This window comes from Streptococcus castoreus DSM 17536, assembly GCF_000425025.1.
Lineage (GTDB): Bacteria > Bacillota > Bacilli > Lactobacillales > Streptococcaceae > Streptococcus > Streptococcus castoreus.
The window spans coordinates 103,756-124,070 of sequence record NZ_AUKZ01000004.1 but is presented as its reverse complement, the minus strand read 5'-3'; the positions used below and the strand labels follow the sequence as shown (position 1 = coordinate 124,070).

Annotated in this window: 15 protein-coding genes, 1 pseudogene and 1 riboswitch; of the genes and pseudogenes, 15 read left to right on the top strand and 1 reads right to left on the bottom strand. The window is 37.9% G+C overall.

Annotation, left to right across the window (positions count from 1 at the left end; translation table 11 throughout):
- Positions 1–2: 2 nt before the first annotated feature.
- The 3 genes from H346_RS0101400 to H346_RS0101390 all read left to right on the top strand — a co-directional run bounded on the left by H346_RS0101400 (position 3) and on the right by H346_RS0101390 (position 5,422).
- The gene (locus H346_RS0101400; RefSeq protein ID WP_027969502.1) at positions 3–1,130 is read left to right on the top strand and encodes a SagG family ABC transporter permease subunit; all 1,128 of its coding nucleotides are present in this window, start codon (positions 3–5) and stop codon (positions 1,128–1,130) included.
- Positions 1,127–2,245: an ABC transporter permease gene (locus tag H346_RS0101395; protein ID WP_027969501.1), complete on the top strand. Its 1,119-nt coding sequence runs from the start codon at positions 1,127–1,129 to the stop codon at positions 2,243–2,245. The genes H346_RS0101400 and H346_RS0101395 overlap by 4 nt, the downstream gene beginning before the upstream one ends.
- A 351-nt stretch (positions 2,246–2,596) precedes the next feature.
- A complete protein-coding gene (locus H346_RS0101390) occupies positions 2,597–5,422 on the top strand; it encodes an endonuclease/exonuclease/phosphatase family protein (RefSeq protein WP_027969500.1) in 2,826 nt (941 codons plus the stop codon).
- Between the two features lie 43 nt (positions 5,423–5,465).
- On the opposite strand, the pseudogene H346_RS11105 reads toward H346_RS0101390, so the two are convergent.
- Positions 5,466–5,684, bottom strand: a pseudogene (locus H346_RS11105) (IS3 family transposase); the annotation flags it as partial.
- 473 nt (positions 5,685–6,157) lie between these two features.
- Positions 6,158–6,275, top strand: a riboswitch (PreQ1 riboswitch).
- Here H346_RS11105 and H346_RS0101385 point away from each other — a divergent pair.
- The 12 genes from H346_RS0101385 (at position 6,273) to H346_RS0101330 (ending at position 20,306) form a co-directional block, all read left to right on the top strand.
- A complete protein-coding gene (locus H346_RS0101385) occupies positions 6,273–6,779 on the top strand; it encodes a QueT transporter family protein (RefSeq protein WP_027969499.1) in 507 nt (168 codons plus the stop codon). (Overlaps the previous riboswitch by 3 nt.)
- A gap of 89 nt (positions 6,780–6,868) precedes the next feature.
- Positions 6,869–8,827 carry an NAD-dependent DNA ligase LigA gene (ligA, locus tag H346_RS0101380; RefSeq protein ID WP_027969498.1) on the top strand — a complete coding sequence of 653 codons (1,959 nt, stop codon included), beginning with the start codon at positions 6,869–6,871 and terminating at the stop codon, positions 8,825–8,827.
- A 13-nt stretch (positions 8,828–8,840) separates the two neighbouring features.
- Entirely contained in the window at positions 8,841–9,863 is a 1,023-nt protein-coding gene (locus H346_RS0101375; RefSeq protein ID WP_027969497.1) for a diacylglycerol kinase family lipid kinase, read from the top strand.
- 8 nt (positions 9,864–9,871) lie between these two features.
- Positions 9,872–12,172: a type I pullulanase gene (gene pulA, locus H346_RS0101370; RefSeq protein ID WP_027969496.1), complete on the top strand. Its 2,301-nt coding sequence runs from the start codon at positions 9,872–9,874 to the stop codon at positions 12,170–12,172.
- Positions 12,173–12,308: 136 nt separating this feature from the next.
- Positions 12,309–14,189, top strand: coding sequence for a 1,4-alpha-glucan branching protein GlgB (gene glgB / locus H346_RS0101365; protein ID WP_027969495.1), 1,881 nt, complete (start codon positions 12,309–12,311; stop codon positions 14,187–14,189).
- A 127-nt stretch (positions 14,190–14,316) separates the two neighbouring features.
- Positions 14,317–15,456 (top strand): glucose-1-phosphate adenylyltransferase, encoded by a 1,140-nt coding sequence (locus H346_RS0101360; RefSeq protein ID WP_027969494.1) that lies wholly within the window; start codon positions 14,317–14,319, stop codon positions 15,454–15,456.
- Positions 15,446–16,579, top strand: coding sequence for a glucose-1-phosphate adenylyltransferase subunit GlgD (gene glgD, locus H346_RS0101355; RefSeq protein WP_027969493.1), 1,134 nt, complete (start codon positions 15,446–15,448; stop codon positions 16,577–16,579). Before H346_RS0101360 ends, glgD begins: the two co-directional genes overlap by 11 nt.
- Positions 16,576–18,006 carry a glycogen synthase GlgA gene (gene glgA / locus H346_RS0101350; RefSeq protein WP_027969492.1) on the top strand — a complete coding sequence of 477 codons (1,431 nt, stop codon included), beginning with the start codon at positions 16,576–16,578 and terminating at the stop codon, positions 18,004–18,006. Before glgD ends, glgA begins: the two co-directional genes overlap by 4 nt.
- Before the next feature lie 303 nt (positions 18,007–18,309).
- Complete coding sequence (locus H346_RS0101345) at positions 18,310–18,507, top strand: F0F1 ATP synthase subunit C (RefSeq protein WP_012515426.1); 198 nt, start codon at positions 18,310–18,312, stop codon at positions 18,505–18,507.
- Positions 18,508–18,541: 34 nt separating this feature from the next.
- Positions 18,542–19,258 carry a F0F1 ATP synthase subunit A gene (gene atpB, locus H346_RS0101340; protein ID WP_027969491.1) on the top strand — a complete coding sequence of 239 codons (717 nt, stop codon included), beginning with the start codon at positions 18,542–18,544 and terminating at the stop codon, positions 19,256–19,258.
- 17 nt (positions 19,259–19,275) lie between these two features.
- A complete protein-coding gene (gene atpF / locus H346_RS0101335; protein WP_027969490.1) occupies positions 19,276–19,770 on the top strand; it encodes a F0F1 ATP synthase subunit B in 495 nt (164 codons plus the stop codon).
- Positions 19,770–20,306, top strand: a complete 537-nt coding sequence (locus tag H346_RS0101330; RefSeq protein ID WP_027969489.1) for a F0F1 ATP synthase subunit delta — start codon at positions 19,770–19,772, stop codon at positions 20,304–20,306. Before atpF ends, H346_RS0101330 begins: the two co-directional genes overlap by 1 nt.
- Positions 20,307–20,315 lie beyond the last annotated feature (9 nt).

Sequence of the window (20,315 nt, the reverse complement as noted above, 5' to 3'; positions counted from 1 at the left end):
TCATGGTTTTATTACATTTAATCAAAAAAGAGAGTTTGCAGATTTTTCGAAATCGAACCGCCTTGTTGATGATGGTTATTTTTCCAATTGTAATGATTGTGATTTTAAGTTTTGCCTTTAAATCAAGTTTTAATAAGGCGACAACAGTTCCTAAGTTAACGGTGCGTTACCACTTGGAAGGAAAAAAAACAGATTATCAGAAGAATTTTCTTGCCTTTTTAAAGGTCTTAAATAAGGAGCTGAAATTAGAAGCTAAGCCTAGTAAGTCGCTTAAAGTGGATAAAAAGAAAGTTAGCGAAGGGGCTTTGACAGCCACTTTGGAAGTAAAGAGCAATCAAACCATCAAAGTAACAACTAATGCGATTAACCAGCAGAATGCTGACTTGATTAATATGTTGGTGACCAGTTACGTGGACAATGCGAAGACTTATGATTCTATAGCGGACCTGTATCCTCAACGGTTAAAGGCGGTTAAGAAGCGGAAGGTGGATTTTATTAAGGTAAGTTCTGTTCAAACGAGTAAGGGCATGACCTCAGCTGATTATTATGCCATTTCTATGTTCACCATGATTACATTTTATAGCATTATGTCAGCGATGAATCTTGTTCTATCAGATCGTCAACAACGTACAACCAATCGCATTCACCTTACAGGTGTTTCTCCTAGTCTTCTCGTCTTTGGGAAATTGATAGGGGCAATGTTAGCTACAACAGTCCAGTTGGGCATCCTTTATATCTTTACCAGATTTGTGTTGCGAGTCAATTGGGGAACTAATGATTGGCAGATTATTGGTGTGACAGCTTCCTTGATTTACTTATCCGTGGCTATTGGTATCGGAATGGCTACCAGCATTAGGAATGAAGCTTTCTTGACGGTAGCTTCAAATGCGGTTATCCCTATTTTTGCCTTTTTGGGAGGTAGTTACGTCCCTTTGGCAACTTTAAATAGTCCTTTTATCAATCAGTTGTCTAATATTTCTCCAATCAAATGGGTTAATGATAGTTTGTTTTATCTTATTTTTGGTGGGCAATCCAATCCAATCCCTGTGACGTTGATGGTTAATATTGGTCTTGGAACAGCCTTTGTCCTAATTGCTTTGATAGGGATGAGAAAGCAGGTGACCACATGATTCGTTTTATAAAAACTTTATTTGTTAAAATACGACGGAAAAAAACCAGTTATGTGACCTTCCTTTTGTTGCCTATTTTAACAACACTTTTAGCTTTATCTTTGAGTTTCTCGGGAAATAATCAGGCTAAAATTGGTATCTTAGACAAGGATCAAAGTCAGATTTCGAAGCAATTTGTTGCCCAGCTTAAACACACGAAAAAGTATGATGTTTTTACCAAAATAAAGGAAAAACACATTGACAGTTACCTTCAAGCTAAGTCTTTAGAGGCTGTGCTGACCATTGATAAAGGGTTTTCGGAGAAAGTATTGACAGGTAAAGCGCAAAAACTCAAGCTTCGCGCCATTGCTAATAGCGAGATTACAGAATGGGTGAAGGCGCAAGCCAATTATCTTTTGGAAAACTACAATATCATGGGTGACGTAGCTGCAGGGAATCAGACCATCTTTGATCGGCTTTTACAAAAAAACAAGAGCTTAAACTACCATGTTCAACAAGAGACGTTGGCAGACCGCTCACGTAGTAAATCGGTGTCATCCACCACTACCGGTTTCTTGCTCATTTTAATGTTGGGCAGTACTAGTGTGATTTACGGGGGGATTTTGACAGATAAGTCTAGTCAAATCTACAACCGTTTAATCTTGTCACGCTTGTCACGCTTCCAGTACATGCTGAGTTATGTATGTGTTGGACTTGTCGCTTTTGCTATCCAAATTGTGATTATGTTTAGCTTGTTGAAGGTCTTTAACGTCAGCTTTTATATTCCTACTCCGATGCTTTTAGTAATTTTCTTACTTTTTAGTTTATTGGCGATAGGTTTTGGTTTAATGATTGGTGCAGTCACACAAAATACGCAACAAAGTAGCCAGTTGGCTAACTTGATCGTGATGCCAACTTCCATGTTGGCTGGCTGTTTATGGCCTTTGTCCATTACACCTTCATACATGCAAGCTATTGGGAAATTACTACCGCAAAACTGGGTTCTCTCAACCATAGCCATTTTCCAAAGTGGTGGGGGGCTTGCGCAAGTCTGGCCATATCTCTTAGCTCTGTTATTAACGGCGCTAGCCTTTATAACCCTTTCGAGTTTCTTATTAAAACCTAACCAACCATAAAGGTTTTGAAAAATAAAAGAATTTAGGTCTTCTTACTACAAAGAAGGCATGATAATAAAGACAGCATTGATCTTATTGACTCATTTATCGTGAGTCAATAAGATCAATGCTTTTTTGAGAGAAAAACAGATAACTTTCTAAAATAAAGGTTGAATGATAAGAAAAATCGCTTTTTTAAGAGTATCCAAGGGATTAATGTTTGTTTTTTAGTTAAAATATACAAATCAATTTAAGAGACAGCGGTTACAATGTGGCATAACATTAACTTTTGACAACAAAATGTTTCAAAATGTATTTATTTTAATTATCAGTTTTGTTACAATAGGCGTGTATTAAACAAAAGGAGTTTTTATGTTAAATAGGAAAATTTTCACCTATGCTTCATTGCTAGCGATGGTCGCTGCTCCTACGGTAATTGAGAAAGTTGTTCTGCAAAAAAGTCCAGTTTATGCTGACGAGATAGTAGCTTCTAGAACGGATGTGTCTATTGTTAATGGTGTAGGAGAGGTATCGCCTATTGCAGAAGGTATAGCAGATACTATAGGAAATACGAAGCCAACGCCTACAGTAACTACTGAAACGATGAAACCTGTAGATACAGATAGACAACGACAAGTTAGTCCTACTGTGTTGGCAACTGCTAATGGTAGTCGACCAATTGCTGAAGTAAGAACCAGTTCAGAAGGTAAGTCTTATACTGTTACGGGCAAGATTATTAGTGTGGTCAATGGTTGGGGAGGTAATGGCTTTTATATCCAAGACAGTAATGGTACAGGGCTCTACATTTACCCTGAGAAAAATCTGGGTTATGTCAGTGGAGATATTATTCAATTAACAGGTGCACTCACTAATTTCAAGGGTGAGTTACAGTTGAAAAATATCACTGCACATAAAAAATTATCAGGTCAGCTTCCTACTCCTGTTAAAGAAACAACTATTTCAGAATTAGAAAATACAAATCCCTCAACCTTAGTCAAGTTGTCACATGTAAAAGTTGGGAAAATATTGTCAGATAAATACGGAACGTCATCCTTTGAGGTCACGGATGGGAATGGGAAGAGTGTCGCGGTACGTTTGGATAATCGGACGGGTATTAAGACTTCTGATTTACTAACCAAGATTGGTGAAGGGGATCTTATTCATTTAACAGCTATTCATTCGACTTTTGAAGGAAAATTGCAATTAAAACCGTTTGCTCTCGAACAATTTGAAGTTGCTAAGCAAGCTATTCGAAAAAAAGACATGAGTTTAGCTAGTCAAGTTGTCAAAATTGGTGATATTCAAGGAACTGGTCACATATCTCCGCTTTTGAAAAAGAAGGTTACAGTTGAGCAAGTAGTGGTGACTTATCTAGATGACTCAACTCATTTTTATGTTCAAGATCTTAAGGGTGATGGTAACATTGCAACTTCAGACGGTATCCGTGTCTTTGCTAAAAATGCCAATGTTAAAGTTGGTGATGTTTTAACTATTTCGGGAGAAGTAGAAGAATACTTTGGTCGCGGTTATGAGGATCGCCAAGAAACAGATCTTAGTATTACACAAATAGCTGCAACATCGGTGACAAAGACTGGAACCGCTCAAGTCCCAGAGCCTGTAATTCTAGGCAAAGATCGTATAGCTCCCGCTAATATTATTGATAATGATGGGTTACGTGTTTTTGATCCACATGAAGATGCTATTGATTATTGGGAGTCTATGGAAGGTATGCTGGTTGCAGTGAATAATGCCAAAGTTCTTGGTCCAATGAAAAATAAAGAAATTTATGTTTTGCCTGGTTTTAGTACAAGAACCTTGAATAATTCAGGTGGTGTATTGCTTCCAGCCGCCGCCTACAATACGGATATTATTCCAGTCCTCTTCAAAAAAGGCAAACAAATCATTAAAGCAGGTGATTTCTATACAGGAAGATTAGTTGGTCCGGTGTCATATAGCTATGGCAATTACAAAGTGTTTGTTGATGATAGTCAAAAGATGCCAATCTTAAACGATGGTCATCTAAAGCCTGAAAAAACAATTCTCCAAAAAGATTTAAGCAAGTTAAGCATTGCTTCTTACAATATTGAAAATTTCTCAGCCAATCCTTCTACGACAAAGGATGAGAAAGTGAAACGGATTGCTGAATCCTTTATCCATGATTTAAATGCACCAGATATTATTGGATTAATTGAAGTACAAGATAATAATGGACCAACAAACGATGGCACAACAGATGCAAGTCAAAGTGCGCAACGTTTGATTGATGCTATTAAGAAATTAGGTGGTCCGACTTACCGTTATGTTGATATTGCTCCTGAAAATAATGATGATGGTGGTCAGCCTGGCGGGAATATTCGTACTGGTTTTCTTTATCAGCCAGAGCGTGTTAGCCTTTCTGATAAGCCAAAAGGTGGTGCTAAGGATGCTCTTTCTTGGGTAAATGGGGAATTAAATCTTAGTGTTGGTCGTATTGATCCAACTAATGCGGCTTGGAAAGATGTCCGCAAGTCATTGGCAGCAGAATTTATTTTCCAAGGCAATAAGGTTATTGTAGTGGCGAATCATTTAAATTCTAAACGTGGAGATAATGCCCTTTATGGACGAGTTCAGCCGGTAACCTTTAAATCAGAAAAAAGGCGGCATGTGTTAGCTAATCTTTTAAGTCAATTTGCCAAAGAAGGGGCTAAACATCAAGCTAATATTGTCATGTTGGGTGACTTTAATGATTATGAATTCACTAAAACCATTCAACTGATTGAAGAAGGGAATATGGTTAATTTGGTTAGTAGACATGATCTTTCTGACCGTTATTCTTATTTCTACCAAGGGAATAATCAAACTCTAGATAATATGTTGGTGTCACGCCATTTGCTTGGTCACTATGAATTTGACATGGTCCACGTTAATTCACCATTTATGGAAGCGCATGGTCGTGCCTCTGACCATGACCCATTATTGCTTCAATTAGCGTTTAAAAAAGAAAGTAAAGTATCCACAAGCCCAATGGATCCAATATCAGATATAAAGAAGAAACAAGAAGTAGAGACTCCAAAACCATTATTGTCTGCTTATCAAAAATCAAAAAGCAACCCCTTACCTAAAGTCGGTGAAAACGTTGGTAGTATTTTGACGATTTTAGGAATGACTAGCTTAGTTACTTCTGTTAAACTTTTTATTAAGCGCTATGAAAAGGAATAAAAAGACGAAGAACGTGTACTCCCCAAAAAAGTTGGATAAATAATTATTGAAAGGATTTCGTTCTGCATTGAACAGGGCTAAGTCCTTTTCGTTTTGGTTTGGCTGATTTGTTACTGTGAAAAATATAATCTGTAATAGCTTGTTCTAGCCCATCGAGAAATTTAAAAGTATCCTCATATCCCTAAAACATCTCAGATGTCAAAATACCAAAGGAACTTTCCGTCGTGGCATTATCTGGGCTGTTGCCTTTGTGTAATATGGAATAAAGGTTAATGATAAGACTGATGTTAGTATTGCTACTCTTGGTTATCAGGTTTCCTTGTAAGTTTTTGCTGGAAATGTTTTCTCAAGCACGGTTGTAACTTGTTTCAAATCTGGTGACCATGACATGTAAAGTTGATAATATCACGACTAATCCCATCAAGAACGAGTGACAGATATGATTTCCATCTGGCAAAGCAAATTCAGTCACCACTGTATAACACTTCTCATAAGCTTTAGAGGCTTCAAACTGATGTTTAATTCTTACCTTCTCACCCCTCATAAGACGAGTATAAATCAATTCTTCATCAATTTTTGAACGTTCTTATGGTTCACAAGAAAGCTGTGATAATGTAGTTCTAATGCGATAATAACTATAATCTTTTGGTATTGGAAAACCACAGAAAATCCTTATTAGCTGCTGTTTTAGGGTAGCTGATGTTACTAGCATTGACTTTGTCATGCATCCATTTTTGTGATAAAATATAGAAGTTGCTTGGCAACCCTTGGTGCTTAGTTCCCTTTCATCAAGCATATTCGAAACGTAGATAAACCTTTAGGTTGTTATCCTGACGTTAAAGGAGAAAAAATGATAAAACTTACTGTGCGTGACTATGTTCACATTGCTTTGGTGGCTGCTCTTTATGTGGTCTTAACCATTACCCCGCCTTTGAATGCTATTTCTTATGGGATGTACCAGTTTAGGGTATCTGAAATGATGAATTTTCTAGCTTTTTATCATCGCAAGTACATTATTGGAGTGACTGTAGGCTGTATGATTGCTAATTTTTACAGTTTCGGTTTGATTGATGTTATTGTTGGAGGGGGATCAACTCTAGTTTTTGTCACATTAGGTGTGTTGTTGTTTGAAAAATATCAAAAGGATTATTTATTCAACGGCATGCTTAACAAAGCTTTCTTCTACTTTTCTTTCTTTTTTGCAACCTCTATGGTTACAGTTGCGATGGAATTGTATTTCTTTGGAGCACCTTTTTTATTAACTTGGTTTACCACTGCTACGGGAGAATTGGTATCACTTCTTGTTGGGGCTATGGTTATTGATAAGGTAGCAAAGCGCATCGCTTTTAAAGGATAATGACTAACGTCTACTTAGGGGTAGGCTTTTTTATTTTTCTGCCAATTAGGCAATAGCTTATTTGGCTTCTTTTGTGATAAAATAAGGGTATGGAAAAACGCATAAGAGAATTGACAGATTTATTAAATCGCTACCGTCAAGAATATTATACCAATGATGCTCCGTCGGTTTCTGACAGTGATTATGATCAGCTTTATCATGAGTTGGTGGCTTTGGAAAAAGAGTATCCAGAGTATGTGCTGCAAGATAGCCCGACCCAGCAGGTTGGTGGAACCATATTAACCGGTTTTGACAAATACCAGCATCAGTACCCACTATTTAGTTTACAGGATGCTTTTTCGCGCAATGAATTAGAACTTTTTGATAAGCGGGTTAAAGCTGAATTTCCGAGTGCTCAATATTTAGCAGAACTCAAAATTGATGGCTTATCAATCTCTCTCGTTTATGAGAGAGGTATCCTACAAGTTGGTGCCACACGTGGAGATGGTCATATCGGTGAAAATATTACTGAGAATATCAAGAAAATTAAAGATATTCCCCAGAAACTTGACCAGCCACTAGATATCACGGTTCGTGGAGAGGCTTATATGTCTCGTCAGTCCTTTAAACTAATTAATGAAGAGCGTCGGGAAAACGGTGAAGCAGAATTCGCTAATCCTAGAAATGCTGCTGCAGGAACTTTGAGACAGTTAGATACAGCAATTGTTGCGAAACGTCAATTGGCAACTTTTTTATATCAAGAAGCTAGCCCAACAATAAGCAGTCATCAGGATAAGGTTTTAAAAGAGTTGGCAGATTTGGGTTTTTCGGTGAACAATAGGCACTATCTCTCTTCTTCCATGGACGAGATTTGGGCATTTATTCAATCGGTTGAAGCAGATAGGGATCGGCTGCCGTATGAGATTGATGGGGTCGTTATCAAGGTTAATCAGTTAGCCATGCAAGAAGAACTTGGTTTCACTGTAAAGGCACCACGTTGGGCGATTGCTTACAAATTTCCAGCTGAAGAAAAAGAAGCGAAGCTTATTTCTGTTGATTGGACAGTGGGACGAACAGGTGTGGTTACCCCAACGGCTAATTTGACACCAGTCCAGTTGGCTGGAACGACTGTTAGTCGTGCCACTTTACATAATGTGGATTATATTGCTGAAAAAGATATTCGTGTAGGTGATACTGTCATTGTTTATAAGGCTGGAGATATTATTCCTGCTGTTTTGCGAGTGGTTTTTGATAGCCGAGATGAGCAAGAACCGCTAGTGATACCAACCCAATGTCCGTCTTGTCAAGGGGATTTAGTTCATTTTGAAGATGAGGTTGCCCTTCGATGCATTAATCCTTTGTGTCCAAGTTTGATTCAACGTGGTTTAGAGCATTTTGCGAGTCGTAATGCGATGAATATTTCTGGTTTGGGTCCTGCTATTGTGGAGAAATTGTTTTCTGCAGGTCTTGTCCATGATGTGGCAGATATTTACCGTCTGACAAAAGATGATCTCCTTAAATTGGAAGGAGTCAAGGAAAAATCAGCTGATAAATTACTAACAGCTATTGAACAATCTAAGGCTAATTCGGCTGAAAAATTATTGTTTGGTTTAGGTATTCGCCATGTTGGTGCTAAGGCTAGTCGTCAGATTTTAGCCACTTGTGGCGATTTGGAAACACTTTTGACGATTGAGATAGACGATATTGCTAAGATTGATGGGCTTGGTCTTGTTATTGCGAAATCACTGGTTCAGTATTTCCAACAAGAGGCAGCCATAATTTTAGTTCAGGAATTAAAAACGGCTGGTGTTAATTTGGCTTATTTAGGGCAAAAAATGGATAGCAGCGCAGCACTTTTTGGTTTAACTGTTGTATTAACAGGAAAGTTAGAGAAACTGAATCGTAATGATGCTAAGGCAAAATTGGAGAGGCTAGGAGCAAAGGTTACCAGTAGTGTTTCCAAGAAAACCGATTTAGTGATTGCTGGTAGTGATGCGGGTTCTAAATTGGAAAAGGCACAGCAGTTAGGAATTAGAATCGAAGGTGAAGATTGGTTATACCATCTTTAAGTGAGGTAGGTTTATGAAAAAACAAATGAGAGCACGTCTCATTTATAATCCAACGTCAGGACAAGAGATCATGAAAAAAAGTGTTCCTGAAGTCTTAGATATTTTGGAAGGGTTTGGGTATGAAACATCGGCCTTTCAAACGACAGCAAAAAAGCATTCGGCTCTAAAGGAAGCCAGAAGGGCAGCGCAGGCTGGTTTTGATTTGCTGATCGCTGCAGGTGGTGATGGCACCATTAATGAGGTTGTTAATGGCATTGCACCACTCAAAAAGAGGCCTAAAATGGCTATTATTCCAACTGGAACCACCAATGATTTTGCAAGGGCATTGAAGATTCCGAGAGGAAATCCTAGTCAGGCTGCTAAGGTTATTGGCAAAAATCAAACCATTCAAATGGATATTGGTCGAGCTAGAGAAGATACTTATTTCATTAATATTGCTGCGGCTGGAAGTTTGACAGAATTAACTTATAGCGTGCCAAGTCAATTAAAAACCATGTTTGGTTATTTGGCATATCTCGCTAAAGGTGTTGAACTGTTGCCACGTATTAGTAATGTTCCGGTCACAATCACCCATGATCATGGTGTTTTTGAAGGAGACGTTTCCATGATTTTTGCAGCAATTACCAATTCTGTTGGTGGTTTTGAGATGATTGCACCTGACGCCAAATTAGATGATGGCATGTTTACCTTGATTTTGATCAAGACAGCTAATCTTTTTGAAATTGTGCACCTCTTGCGTCTAATTTTGGATGGTGGCAAACACGTTACCGATCGTCGTGTGGAATACATTAAGACTAGCAAAATTGTGATTGAACCACAATCTGATAAACGCATGATGATTAATTTAGATGGTGAGTACGGTGGTGATGCCCCTATTACACTTGAAAATCTAAAAAATCACATTACTTTTTTTGCTGATACTGATTTAATTTCTGACGATGCTTTGGTGCTAGACCAAGAAGAATTGGAAATCGAAGAAATGGTTAAGAAATTTGCCCATGAAGTTGAAGATTTAGAACAAGAATTGGAGGAATAATCAAAGTGATGGATAATGCTATTACCGTTCATTACCATAGTCGTCAAGGCAATTACTTTAATTTAAGCTTATGGCAGTGGCAAGATGGAAAATGGGGGAAAGACGCTTACTTTTCTCGATTTGACAGTTTTGGTGCGGTTGCCCAATTAAGTTACCCTGCCCCTTATTTTTTAAGTCATGCTTATGTGATTGTCAAAGATCAATTTTGGAAACATAAGACAATTGACTTTCGCATTAATCGTGATTATGGGGTTTCTAAAACGGAGGTTTGGCTTGTTGATGGTGATGATACGGTTTATTATTCAAGGCAAGCAGCAGTAGCTAGTCGGTCGTACGGGCGTCGTGTTGCTCATTCCTTTGATATGGCCGTTAACAGTAAAGCCTTTGATCGGCGTTGGGGATTTAGTGGTTGGCTTGGTTTTCGTTATACACCTGATCAGACAATATTTCGACTTTGGGCACCGACAGCTGAACGTGTGGATTTAATTCTGTATGATTCAACTGCTGAACGTGCCAGTGTTTCCAAAGTGATTCCTATGGTTCGTGGACAGGAAAATAATCCTGAGGACCATTCAAAAAATACACATGGGGTTTGGGAATTGTGTTTGAAAGGTGACTACAATTATCATGCCTACCGTTACCGTGTTTACTATCGGAAGCGGACATTTAGAGATGTTCGTGATCCTTATGCCATCGCGACAACGGCAAACGGGAGACGCTCAGTTGTTATTGCTCCGAGTTATCTTAGACCAGAAGGATTTAATGTTAGGCAAGGTAAAGAAGCAACTTGGCGCTTGGATAATCCCAATCAGGCTGTTATCTATGAAATGCACGTTCGTGATTTTTCAAAATCAGTCACATCAGGTGTTAGCCAACCGAATCGAGGGAAGTTTAGAGGTTTAATTGAAAAAGGTACTCGCAATGAATTTGGAGATAAAACCTGTTTTGATTATGTGACATCACTTGGTATTACCCATATTCAGTTACAGCCAATCTTTGACCATCATCAGGTGATTGATGACAATGGGGAGTACGCCTATAATTGGGGTTACGATCCAGAAAATTATAATGTCCCCGATGCTAGTTTTACAAGTAATCCCCATGAACCTGCAACACGCATTTTAGAATTAAAAGAAGTGATTCAAGCTTATCATGATGCTGGTATCAATGTCATTATGGACGTGGTTTATAATCATACTTTCTCATCAAGGGATTCTGTATTTCAATTAGTTGTTCCCGATTACTATTATCGAATGAACCCAAATGGAACTTTTCAAAATGGGTCGGGTTGTGGCAATGAGACCGCCAGTGAAAAGGAAATGTACCGCAAGTACATGATTGATTCCATTCTTTATTGGACGAAGGAATTTAATATTGACGGTTTTCGTTTTGATTTAATGGGCTTGCACGATATTGAAACCATGAATCTTATTCGACAGGAACTAAATAAAATCGACCCAAGAATTCTCATGTTTGGAGAAGGTTGGGATATGGGAGTTGGGTTAGCGCCTGAAGATAAGGCAAAAAAAGACAATGCCTATAAGATGCCTGGGATTGGTTTTTTTAATGATGATCAGCGCAATGCAGTTAAGGGTGCCGAGGTTTATGGTACTTTTGAAGAGGGCTTTGTATCTGGCGCACCGACAGAAGATGTTGTCGCTAAATCCATTTTGGGCAGTGATGAATTAGTGCATTACCTAACACCGAGCCAGGTTGTTAATTATGTCGAAGCACATGATAATTATAACCTTAATGATCTTTTTTGGGCTTTGAATCCTCACGATAGTAAAGAAGAACATACCAAACGAATTCAGCTGGCATCCGCTATGAATATTCTGATGCAAGGCATGTGTTTTATGCAAATTGGTCAGGAATTTTTACGAACAAAATTATTTGCAACTGGGGAGCAAGGTGAATTGACCCATGCAGATAAAGAAAGGGCTATGAATTCCTATAATGCTCCAGATCAAGTCAATCAAATTGACTGGAGACAGGTTACTCTCGAAAAAGAAACTCTAACCTTTATGAAAAAATTAATTTTTTTGAAAACGACAACACCCCTGTTTTCATATCGCACTTTTGAAGAGATTCGTTACCATGTCTATATTGAAAAAGCTGATAGGAACACAGGCTTTATCAGCTTTACAGTAGATGATAGTCGGAAATACAAGGTTATTTTCACAACATCTGGAAAACGCTTGCAATCACATGATAAGCATGTTATAATTGAAACAAATGACAAGCGCTTTCAAAATAATGAGTTGACTATAAATCATTTGACAGCGATGATCCTTGATATTACAGAATAACCTGAGGTTTCTCAGGTTATTTTTGTTTTCAGTGATCAAGTGTTGTTTGTATCCCTTTTAAAGGGTTAGGAGAATTAGGTTTAAAATGGAATTTCCTAATTTAAGCAAAGGGTTAAAAGTAAGAGAGGGTGATGGAATGGATACGGAGTTAGCGCTTTATACATTTGGTACCGGTGATAATTTTCACTTGCAAGATTACTTGGGTGTTCATCGGGTTGATAATGCTTCTAAAGAAACCTATGTCTTTAGGGTTTGGGCACCAAATGCACAAGAAGTTAGTTTGATTGGAGATTTTACCAACTGGACAGCAAATCCAATTGCTATGAAGAAACACGAGGCAGGGGTTTGGGAAATTACAACAGAGTTAGCCAAAGAAGGTGATCTTTATAAATATTTGGTTAAACGGCAAGGGGGTCAGCTAGTTGAAAAAATTGACCCTGTCGCTTTCTTATTTGAAGCAAGACCAGGAACGGGAGCTGTTGTCAAAACGTTACCGGACAAGAAATGGCACGATGGCTTGTGGATGGGACGAAGAAAACGTTTTGGTTTTAAAGAACGCCCTGTGAATATTTATGAAGTTCATGCTAATTCATGGAAAAAAGATCATGAAGGCAAGCCTTATGACATGTCCCGCTTAAAGGATGAATTGATTCCTTACCTTAAAAAAATGCATTATACGCATGTCGAATTGCTACCAGTGATGGCACATCCTCTTGATATGAGTTGGGGCTATCAGCTTATGGGCTATTTTGCGTTTGAATCGACTTTTGGAAGCCCAGAAGCTTTTCAAGATTTTGTTGAGGCATGCCATCTCAATAATATTGGTGTGATTGTTGACTGGGTACCAGGTCATTTCACACAGAATGATGATGCCTTAGCCTATTATGATGGAACACCAACCTTTGAATATCAAGATCACCACCGAGCACATAATTATGGTTGGGGAGCCTTAAATTTTGACTTAGGTAAAAATCAAGTTCAGTCTTTTTTGATTTCGAGTGCACTATTTTGGCTAGAAACCTACCATATTGATGGGATTCGTGTTGATGCTGTTAGCAATATGCTTTATCTAGATTATGATCAGGGACCGTGGACACCAAATAAACATGGAGGAAACCAAAATCTCGAGGGGATTGCTTTTCTTCAGAGATTAACTCAAGTTATTAAAGAACGACACCCAGATATTATGATGATAGCCGAAGAATCCTCTTCGGCAACCCCAATTACTAGTCCGATTGAAGAGGGGGGACTAGGATTTGATTACAAATGGAATATGGGATGGATGAATGATATTCTCCGTTTTTACGCAGAGGATCCCTATTACCGTCAGTTTGACTTTAATCTCCTAACGTTTAGTTTTATTTACTGTTTCAACGAACGTTATATTTTGCCATTTTCGCACGATGAAGTGGTTCATGGAAAAAAGAGCATGATGCACAAAATGTGGGGCGATCGTTACAATCAATTTGCTGGCTTGCGTAACCTTTACACCTATCAAATCTGTCATCCAGGTAAAAAATTGCTTTTTATGGGTTCAGAATTCGGGCAGTTTTTAGAATGGAAGTTTAATGACCAACTAGAGTGGCACAATTTAGAGGACCCTTTCAATGCAAAAATGCAGCTGTTTACAGCTGATTTGAATCGTTTTTATAAAGAACATAATATGCTTTGGCAAAACGATGAAACCTATGGTGGGATTGATATTATTGATGCTGACAATAAAGAAGAATCTGTTTTATCTTTTTGTCGTATCAACAATAAAGGAGAGTTATTATTGTGTGTCTTTAACATGACACCTGTTGAAAGACCAAACTTCACAATTGGTGTCCCGGTTGCTGGTATTTACGAAGAAGTTATTAATACCGAAATGGAAAGTTATGGAGGTGTCTGGAAAGAGCACAATCCTAACACTAGAACAGTAAAGGGAAACTGGAAGGATTATAAACGAACTTTATCCTTTACTTTGCCAGCATTGGGGGCCAGTATTTGGAAAATAAAACGCCGTCAAAAAGATTAATGCCTGATTAAATCAACTCAGTGTTCCTTTTGTGATGGAATAAGGTAAGCTGGAGTTGTCGAGAATAGAAAGGTTTTGACATGACTTTTTTGAATTGATGTCAGAACGGTGATGAAAGGAGATTTAAATGAAGAATGAAATGTTAGCTCTTATTTTGGCGGGAGGGCAAGGGACTCGCCTAGGAAAATTGACACAGAGTATTGCAAAACCAGCCGTGCAGTTCGGTGGTCGTTATCGAATTATTGATTTTGCACTTTCAAACTGTGCTAATTCAGGGATCAATCATGTCGGTGTCATAACCCAATATCAACCATTAGCCTTAAATAACCATATTGGGAATGGTTCGTCTTGGGGGTTAGATGGTATTAATTCTGGTGTTACGATTTTACAACCGTATTCGGCAACTGAAGGGAATCGTTGGTTCCAAGGGACTAGTCATGCCATTTATCAAAATATTGATTACATTGATAGTATCAACCCAGAATATGTCCTTATCTTATCTGGAGATCATATTTATAAGATGGACTATGATGATATGCTTCAAAAACATAAGGATAATATGGCTAGTTTAACAGTTGCTGTCATTGATGTGCCATTAAAAGAAGCAAGTCGCTTTGGAATTATGAATACAGATACCAGTGGGCGTATTGTCGAATTTGAAGAAAAACCAGCTCATCCTAAATCAACCAAAGCATCCATGGGGATTTATATTTTCACATGGAAACGTCTTAGGACCATGCTAGTTAATGCAGAAAAAAACAATATTGATATGTCTGATTTTGGACAAAATGTTATCCCTTCTTATTTGGAAACAGGTGAAAGTGTATACAGTTACAACTTTAAAGGTTACTGGAAAGATGTTGGAACCATCGAATCGCTTTGGGAAGCCAATATGGAATACATTGGAGAAGGAAATGCCTTAGATAGTCGTGACCGTTCATGGAAGATCTACTCTAAAAATCACATTGCTCCACCAAACTTTATCACAGAAGAAGCCGATGTCTCAGACTCTCTTATCGTAGATGGCAGCTTTGTTTCTGGAACAGTTGAGCACTCCATTTTATCAACAAATGTTCAGGTGAAAAAAGAAGCTCAGATCAAGGATTCCTTTATCATGAGTGGGGTTATTATTGGTGAAGGTGCTAAGATTACACGAGCCATTATTGGTGAGGGAGCTGTTATTGGTGATGGGGTAGTCATTGATGGAACCGATGATGTACAAGTTGTTGGGTATAGTGAAGTAGTGGGGGTTTCAAATGAAGATTGATAAATACACAGCCATTTTAGGAAGTTCGATTGGTTTTGCAGAAATGAAAGGCTTAACAGATTCAAGACCATTAGCCAATCTTCCTTTTGATGGGAAATACCGTCTCATTGATTTTCAATTATCAAATCTTGCTAATGCAGGGGTTAGAAGTATCTACGGTATTTTTCGTGGACAAAATATCCGTTCTGTTTTCGACCATATTCGTTCTGGTCGTGAGTGGGGACTTAATTCCTTATTAAGTCATTATTTCCTCGGCTTTTACAATACCAAAGAAGACTCTAAAGAAGCTGACAAAGATTATTATGAGCAAATTTTAACCTATTTGAAACGCTCAGGATCGGATCAAACCATTTATATGAGTTGTGATATTTTGTGTAATATCGAATTGGAGCAAGTTATTCATCTGCACACTGCCAATAAACGTCATATTACCGTTGTCTACAAAAAGATGCCGGTTCAATCCATCTCAAAAGCTAATGATGTTTTAGACATTGATGAAACAGATACTGTTATTCAAAGACGTAATGTTTCAGGAGAGCACCTCCTTGAAAAAATGTCAGCTGGAATCTATATTATTGATACCCCGTGGCTTATTGAACAAATGGAAAAGGAAGCTCAAAAAGAAACTCCTCAAAAACTCCGTTTCTTACTTCGAGATTTAACCGTTTCAGAAGGAGCACTTGGTTTTGAGTATACCGGTTATCTGGCTAATATCCATTCTATTAAATCTTATTTTGATGCCAACATGGATATGCTTGATCCCCAAAAATTCTACTCCCTTCTATACGCTAATCAAAAGGTTTATACACGGGTCAAAAACGAAGAATCAACTTATTTTGACCAAGCTTCGGAAGTGAGAAATTCACAGTTTGCCTCAGGAAGTATCATTAAAGGCTCTGTTGATCATTCAATCGTTTCACGCAACTGCCGTATTGAAACTAAGGCAAGGATCAAAAATAGTATTTTATCACCAAAAGTGACAATTGGCGAAGGTGCTGTGGTTGAAAATGCTATTATTGATAAGTCTGTTAAAGTTGCCCCAGGAGTTACTATAAAAGGTAGTCAAGAAGAACCAATGGTTGTTGCTAAGGGGACTGAAGTTGTTGAGGATATGATAAGATGAAAATAATGTTTGTGGCAGCAGAAGGGGCTCCCTTTGCTAAAACAGGTGGTTTAGGTGATGTGATTGGTGCTTTGCCTAAATCCCTTGTTAAAAATGGTCATGAAGTCTCTGTCATCTTGCCTTATTATGATGCCATTGACCAAAAATTTGGTGATCAAATTGAAGATGTGCTTTATTTCTACACACAAGTAGGATGGCGCCGTCAATATGTTGGTCTCAAAAAATTGGTTAAAGACCAAGTGACTTTCTATTTTGTAGATAATCGGTATTATTTCTTTAGAGGAAAGGTTTATGGCGACTGGGACGATGGTGAACGTTTCGCTTATTTCCAGTTGGCTGCTATTGAAATACTCGAAAAAATCCACACCATTCCTGATATTTTACATGTACACGATTATCATACAGCGATGATTCCTTTCCTATTAAAAGAAAAATACCATTGGATTGAAGCTTACAGAGGCATTAAGACTGTTTTTACCATTCATAATATTGAGTTCCAAGGTCAATTTGATTCAGGCATGTTGGGGGATTTATTTGGTATTGGTTCCGAACGCTATGATGATGGTACCTTGCGCTGGAATGGTTGTCTTAACTGGATGAAAGCGGCAGTTTTATATGCCGATCGTGTGACGACCGTTTCCCCATCTTATGCAAATGAAATCCAGACTCCAGATTTTGGGAAAGGTTTAGATCACCTAATGCGCATGGAGTCTGGCAAACTATCAGGTATTATTAATGGTATTGATACAGACCTAATAAACCCGGAAACAGATCCTAATCTAGTGGCTAAGTTTTCAGCCGATCATTTACTGGGGAAAGCTACTAATAAAAAAGCTTTACAAGAAAGGTTAGGACTTCCTATTTGCGAGGAGATTCCGATGATTGGTATTGTCTCACGGCTAACCGATCAAAAAGGGTTTGATTTAGTGGTCCAAGAGTTAGACTATATTCTCCAACAAGATGTCCAGTTAGTTGTTCTTGGAACGGGTTATAAAAGTTATGAAGATGCCTTTTTATGGTTTAGTCAAGTTTATCCAGAAAAGTTATCAGCTAATATTACATTTGATTTAGAATTAGCCCAGCAAATTTATGCAGCTTGTGACCTTTTTCTAATGCCAAGTGCCTTTGAGCCTTGTGGTCTCTCGCAAATGATGGCCATGCGTTATGGCACTATACCAATTGTTCATGAAATTGGAGGCTTGAAAGACACTGTTATTCCTTATAACCCATTTGATAAGACAGGAACAGGGTTTGGCTTTGATCACTTTTCAGGCTTCTGGATGACCAATGCGCTTTTATTTGCACTTGATGTTTATCGTCATCACCAAGAAGATTGGAAAATCATTCAGAAAAATGCTATGATAAGAGATTTTTCATGGAACACTGCTAGTTTGGTTTATTTAGACCTGTATAAGTCTTTGAAATAAATTTAAGCTTTTTCAGTCACTTAAAAACGCATGACACTTGAAAATTTAATAGTGCTATTGGAATATTATAAGACCAGTGAAACGGCATAAGCCGTTTTTTCTGCTTATCAGACTTTTTGAAATATCTGATTATAACAAGGGATTAATCTATTTTTTAACGAAAATCCCAACGTTTTTTGTTAATGTTATAAAAAGGTTAGTATTAGTCTAAGAAAGCGTACCCAGACTAAAGAAATCTGTTGACATTCTTAATTTTAAGGAATAGAATAGCAAAGTAAAAAAAATTTTAAGGAGTATTCTACTATGAATCCTATTTTCGCATTGGCATTGGCCTGTTTCGGTGTTTCTCTTGCTGAAGGTTTCTTGATGGCAAATCTTTTCAAATCAGCGTCTCGCCAGCCAGAAATTATCGGGCAATTGCGCTCTCTAATGATTTTAGGGGTTGCCTTTATTGAAGGGACTTTCTTCGTTACTCTTGTTATGGCCTTCATTCTTAAATAACAGCCTATTTTATAATAGAAAAGGAGGGTGTTAGATGGAAGAAGCTAAAATACCTATGCTAAAGCTTGGTCCAATAACCTTTAATTTGACCCTACTTGCTGTTTGTATTGTCACGATTGCGATTGTATTTGCCTTTGTTTTTTGGTCAAGTCGCCAAATGAAATTGAAACCCGAAGGAAAGCAAACTGCTTTAGAATATTTGATCAGTTTTGTAAATGGTATAGGGGAAGAGCATTTAGATAGTAGCCTACAAAAATCTTACTCGCTGTTACTCTTCACCATTTTTCTCTTTGTCGCTGTTGCTAATAATTTAGGGTTATTTACCAAATTGGAGACAGTTAATGGCTATACCCTATGGACTTCGCCAACAGCCAACTTGGCTTTTGACCTTGCCTTATCCCTTTTTATTACCCTCATGGTGCATATTGAAGGGATCAGACGTCGTGGCTTGGGTGCCCATTTAAAACGTTTGGCTACTCCGTGGCCGATGACTCCGATGAATTTACTCGAAGAATTTACAAATTTCTTATCACTTGCCATTCGGTTATTTGGTAATATTTTTGCGGGGGAAGTTGTTACAGGTTTGATTGTTCAACTGGCAAATTATCGTATCTATTGGTGGCCGATTGCTTTCCTTGTAAACATGACATGGACAGCCTTTTCAGTCTTTATTTCCTGCATACAAGCTTTTGTTTTCACAAAACTAACGGCAACCTATCTCGGAAAAAAAGTTAATGAATCAGAAGAATAAGGAAGGAGAACAAACGAATGTCAGTCACATTTGGTGAACTCGTTGGGAATTTTATTCTAGTAACAGGTTCGGTAATCGTCTTGTTACTCTTGCTTAAAAAATTCGCTTGGGGTGCAATTGAATCAATTTTACAGACACGTTCACAACAAATATCGCATGATATTGATCAAGCTGAACAGTCACGATTAAGCGCACAAAAATTAGAGGCACAAAGCCAAGCTAACTTAGAGGTTAGCCGTTCAGAAGCAAGTAAAATTATTAGTGATGCCAAAGAAATTGGTCAATTACAGGGTGATAAATTAGTGGCAGAAGCTACTGACGAAGCGAATCGTTTAAAAGAAAAAGCATTGACAGATATTGAACACAGTAAATCAGAAGCTATCTCAGCAGTTAAAATGGAAATGTCTGATTTAACTGTTCTTTTAGCGGAAAAAATTATGGGAGCTAATCTTGATAAGGCGGCACAAAGCCAGCTTATTGATCGTTATCTTGATGACTTAGGAGAAGCTTAATGACCAAAAAAGAACAGGCTCTTATTGAGCAATATGCAAAAAGCCTTGTTGAGGTGGCAAGCGAACATGATGTCCTCAATCCCTTACAAGCTGATGTGCTTGCCATTTTAGAGACTTTTGAGCTAACTTATCTTGACCAAAGTTTATCAAGTCTAGCTGTTCCACATGCTGAAAAAGTCCAACTGGTGAAATTACTTCAGGGAGATAATTGTGTTTACATGAATCATTTCTTAGATGTTGTTTTACAAAACGAACGTGAAGTCTATTTATATCAAATGCTTCAGGCTGTTTTAAAGGAAATAGCGATAGTTTCCAATCGGCATGACGTGGTAGTCACTTCATCGTTACCTTTGACTGAAGAACAAAAAAATCGTGTTCGGGCAGTTGTTACAAAGAAATTTGCGATGGAAATGGGTCGTTTAATTGAAAAAATAGATCCTTCGCTAATTGGAGGATTTATTATCAGTGTCAATAATAATGTGATTGATACCAGTATTCGTCATCAATTACAAGCATTTAAAATGAATTTAAAATAGAAAGTGGTG